The sequence below is a fragment of the Neisseria sp. P0021.S007 genome (assembly GCF_051956855.1).
The window spans coordinates 1-598 of record NZ_JBQCXA010000784.1 but is presented as its reverse complement, the minus strand read 5'-3'; the positions used below and the strand labels follow the sequence as shown (position 1 = coordinate 598).

Below are 598 nucleotides of genomic sequence, written 5' to 3'. Positions count from 1 at the left end.
GAATGCCGCCTGCAAGCAGGGCAGCGAGGATTTTGTATTTATTTGTCCAAATTACGCGCAGCTGTTGACCGAAGTCGATTTCGTCATTGTCTGCGCTGTAAGGTATGTAGGTCGTTTTTTTCATTGCTTGCTTTCTTGTTTATGCCGGTTTTATACCGGTTGAGTTTTTCCGTTTAGTTTGGTTTTCCAAGTGTCTGCGGCAGCATTGAGCTGTTCAAAAACGGCTTCAAACATTTCGCTGCTTTGTTTGTATGGGTCAGGTACGGTTTTTTTAGGTAACCATTGGGCAAACAGCATGGTTTTGCTGCGTGCCGGCGAATGGATGTCGGCAACCATATCGATTTGACTGGGCTCCATCACAAGAATCAAATCGGCCTGCTCGCACATTTGGGCGGTCAGCTGGCGTGCCGTATGGCCTGCAACGATAACGCCGTGTTTGAGTGCGGTTTTAATAGCTTGGAAATCGGCATCCTTCCCTGCCAGTGCTTTTATGCCGGCGCTGCTGATTTGATGGCCGGTTAGTTTTTTCTGCATGATCCGCTCTGCTGTAGGGGAGCGGCAGATGTTGCCTAGGCAGACGATGAGTATGTTGTGGTAC

At 48.8% G+C, this 598-nt stretch carries 1 protein-coding gene; it reads right to left on the bottom strand.

All coding sequences use genetic code 11. The features are described 5' to 3' along the window. Positions 1 to 150: 150 nt before the first annotated feature. Positions 151 to 598, bottom strand: a 448-nt coding sequence (locus ACTHUR_RS15940) for a low molecular weight protein-tyrosine-phosphatase (RefSeq protein ID WP_440399640.1), incomplete at its 5' end; no start/stop codon positions are given.